Below are 2,637 nucleotides of genomic sequence, written 5' to 3'. Positions count from 1 at the left end.
CCCCTCCCGGACGCCCGTAACAAAACGAGCACTCTCTTTTATGTGAGGGTATCCGGCCGACCGCGCGAGAAGTCCGGACCCATGGGATCCGGCCACCTGGGCGGCGAAATCGGCGTGAATCAGGCGGGTACGGGGACCGGCACCACCGGCGGCAGCAGTTCCAGGTCCGCCGCGTCCAGCCGGAGGTCACCCGCGGCGGCCGAGTCCCGGACCGATGCCGGGCGGGAGGCGCCCGGGATGGGCAGCACGGTCGGCGCCAGACCGCCCAGCCAGGCCAGGGCCACCTGCTGCGGCGAGACCCCGTGCCGGGCGGCCACGGTGTGGAACGGGGTCCCGGCCGGGCCCGCGGCCTCCCCCGGCCCGTCCAGCGAGCTGCGCGACAGGCCGCCGAGCGGGCTCCACGGCAGGAAGGCCAGGCCCAGGTCGGCGCAGAGCCGCAGCTCCGGATCGGCGTCGCGGACGGCGGGCGAGTAGCGGTTCTGCACGGACACCAGGCGCTCGCCCAGGATCTCCCGGGCCTGGAGGATCTGCCCGGTGGTGACGTTGGAGACGCCGGCCAGCCGGATCACGCCCCGGTCCGCCAGGTCCCGCAGCGCCCCGACCGACTCGGCGAACGGCACGTCCGGGTCCGGCTTGTGGAGCTGGTAGAGGCCGATCGCCTCGACGCCCAGCCGCCGGGCGGAGGCCTCGGCGGCGGCCCGCAGCCGGGCCGGGTCGCCGTCCACGCTCCAGCCCCCGTCCGGGGTACGGCCCCGGCCGCCCTTGGTGGCCACCAGGACCTCGTCGGCGGCGGTGCCGCGGGCGGCCAGGGCCCGGGCGATCAGCAGCTCGTTGTGGCCGGGTCCGCCGCCGGGCGCGTAGTAGGAGTCGGCAGTGTCGATGAGGGTGATCCCGGCGTCCAGCGCCGCGTGCACGGTGGCCACGGCCCGTGCGGGGTCGGGTCGGCCCTCGATCGACAGGGGCATGGCGCCGTAGCCGATCGCCGAGACGGTGCCGAGGCCGGCCAGGTCCAGGGTGCGCACGTCAGTTGCCTTCCAGGGTCTCGGCGACGGCGCGGGGGAGCCAGTCGCGGGTGCGGGAGAAACGGAATCCGAGCTTCTCGGCCCGGGAGTTGTCCATGCCGTAGGAACGGGCGAAGGAGAACGGCGAGGGCTCCGGGCCCTCGGCGGCCCCGGGTCCTCCCCCGGCCGCCCCCGGCCCTCCCGCGGCGGGCCGGTAGTCGGCCTCGTACGGTCCGCCGGGCAGGGCCGCGGCCACCGCCGCCACGATGTCCGCCGTGGCGAGCGCGCCGTGGGCGGCGGCGTTGACCGGGCCGGTGAACTCCTGCCGGGTCACCCAGTCCAGGAACGCCGCGATCTCGTCCACGTGGATGTAGGTGGCGGGATGGTTCGGCACGCTCACCCCGATCGGCGCACCGGCCCGCAGCCGGTCCGCGTAGTGGGTGATCCGCCCGGTGAAGTCGTCCGCACCGCCGAGGACATGGGCCACCCGGACGGCGACGTACGGCAGTCCGGGCGCGGCGGCGAGCACCGCCTCCGCCTGGCGCTTGCCCTCGCCGTACCGGGCGGCGGCGGTCTGCGGATCGTCCCAGGGCAGGTCGAGGTCCACCGGCACCGAGAGCGGGTCGACGGCCTCCTCGGCGACGGGACCGGCCGCGTCCTGGTGCTCGTAGACCTCGACGGTCGAGGTCATCACGTACCGCCGGGTCCGGCCGGTGAACACCCGGGCCGCGACGGCCGCCTGGCGCGGGGTGTAGCAGACCTGGTCCACCACGACGTCGAAGCTGCGCCCGGCCAGCGCGACGGTCAGCGAGGCCTCGTCGTCGCGGTCGGCGAGGAGGTGCGCGGCGCCGGGCGGGGGCGGCGCGGAGCCCCGGTTGAGCACGGTCACCCGGTCCCCGGCGGCGAGCAGCGAGCGGATCAGCCGCTTGCCGAAGTAACGGTTGCCCCCGATGACCAGCACCTCGCGCGGCGTCTTGTCCGACATCGCCTCTTGCCCCTTCCCACCTGCGGTTTCTCCCTCACAAGTGTTACGTTGGGGCCGCTGTGACTGAAGGGGGAATCGTGGGAGTATCGGCCGCCGCACCGAAGGAACCGCGCCCGCCGCGACCGTTCGCCACCGTTTCGTCGGTGGCCTTCGACCAGGTGGACCGACAGCTGCTCGAACTGGTCCAGCAGGACGGCCGGATCAAGCTGAGCGAGCTGGGCCGGCGCGTCCGGCTGAGCCCGGCCGCGGTCGCCGAGCGGCTGCGCCGGCTGGAGGCGAGCGGGGCCGTCACCGGGTACGGGGCACGGGTGGACCCCGCGCGGCTCGGCTACGGGATCCAGGCCTTCGTACGGGTCGATCCGCACGGCGGGTACACCCTCAGGCACCCGCGGGGACAGGAGCTCCTGGCCCGCCCGGAACTGGTCGAGGCGCACCACGTGGTCGGCGAGGACTGCTGGATCCTGAAGGTGGCCGTCACCGACACGCTCCACCTGGAGGAGATCCTCGGGGAGATCTCCGCGCTGGGGCGGACCACGACCTCGGTGGTGCTGTCCTCCCCGCTCGGCGGGCTCCACGCCAAGCCGCTGCTGCCGCCGGAGGCGTAGCCGGGCGCCCGACGCACCGGCCGGAAGGGTCGGGACCGGGCGGGCG

At 75.1% G+C, this 2,637-nt stretch carries 3 protein-coding genes; 1 reads left to right on the top strand and 2 read right to left on the bottom strand.

All coding sequences use genetic code 11. The features are described 5' to 3' along the window. Window positions 1–119 precede the first annotated feature (119 nt). On the bottom strand, window positions 120–1,022 hold the full coding sequence (locus EF918_RS34590; protein WP_312847891.1) for an aldo/keto reductase: 903 nt from the start codon (window positions 1,020–1,022) through the stop codon (window positions 120–122). A 1-nt stretch (window position 1,023) separates the two neighbouring features. Beyond that, a complete protein-coding gene (locus tag EF918_RS34585; RefSeq protein ID WP_125652823.1) occupies window positions 1,024–1,986 on the bottom strand; it encodes an NAD-dependent epimerase/dehydratase family protein in 963 nt (320 codons plus the stop codon). A gap of 143 nt (window positions 1,987–2,129) precedes the next feature. Here EF918_RS34585 and EF918_RS34580 point away from each other — a divergent pair, with 143 nt between their 5' ends. Continuing rightward, window positions 2,130–2,591: an Lrp/AsnC family transcriptional regulator gene (locus EF918_RS34580; protein ID WP_125652822.1), complete on the top strand. Its 462-nt coding sequence runs from the start codon at window positions 2,130–2,132 to the stop codon at window positions 2,589–2,591. The last annotated feature ends 46 nt before the right edge of the window (window positions 2,592–2,637 follow it).

This window comes from Streptomyces sp. WAC06614 (genome assembly GCF_003949795.1).
Classification (GTDB): domain Bacteria; phylum Actinomycetota; class Actinomycetes; order Streptomycetales; family Streptomycetaceae; genus Streptomyces.
This window is presented reverse-complemented; position numbering and strand designations above follow the sequence as displayed.

Excerpts from the sequence above, each read along its gene's own strand:
- EF918_RS34585 (WP_125652823.1), bottom strand. The coding sequence starts at position 1,986 with ATGTCGGACAAGACGCCGCGCGAGGTGCTGGTCATCGGGGGCAACCGT.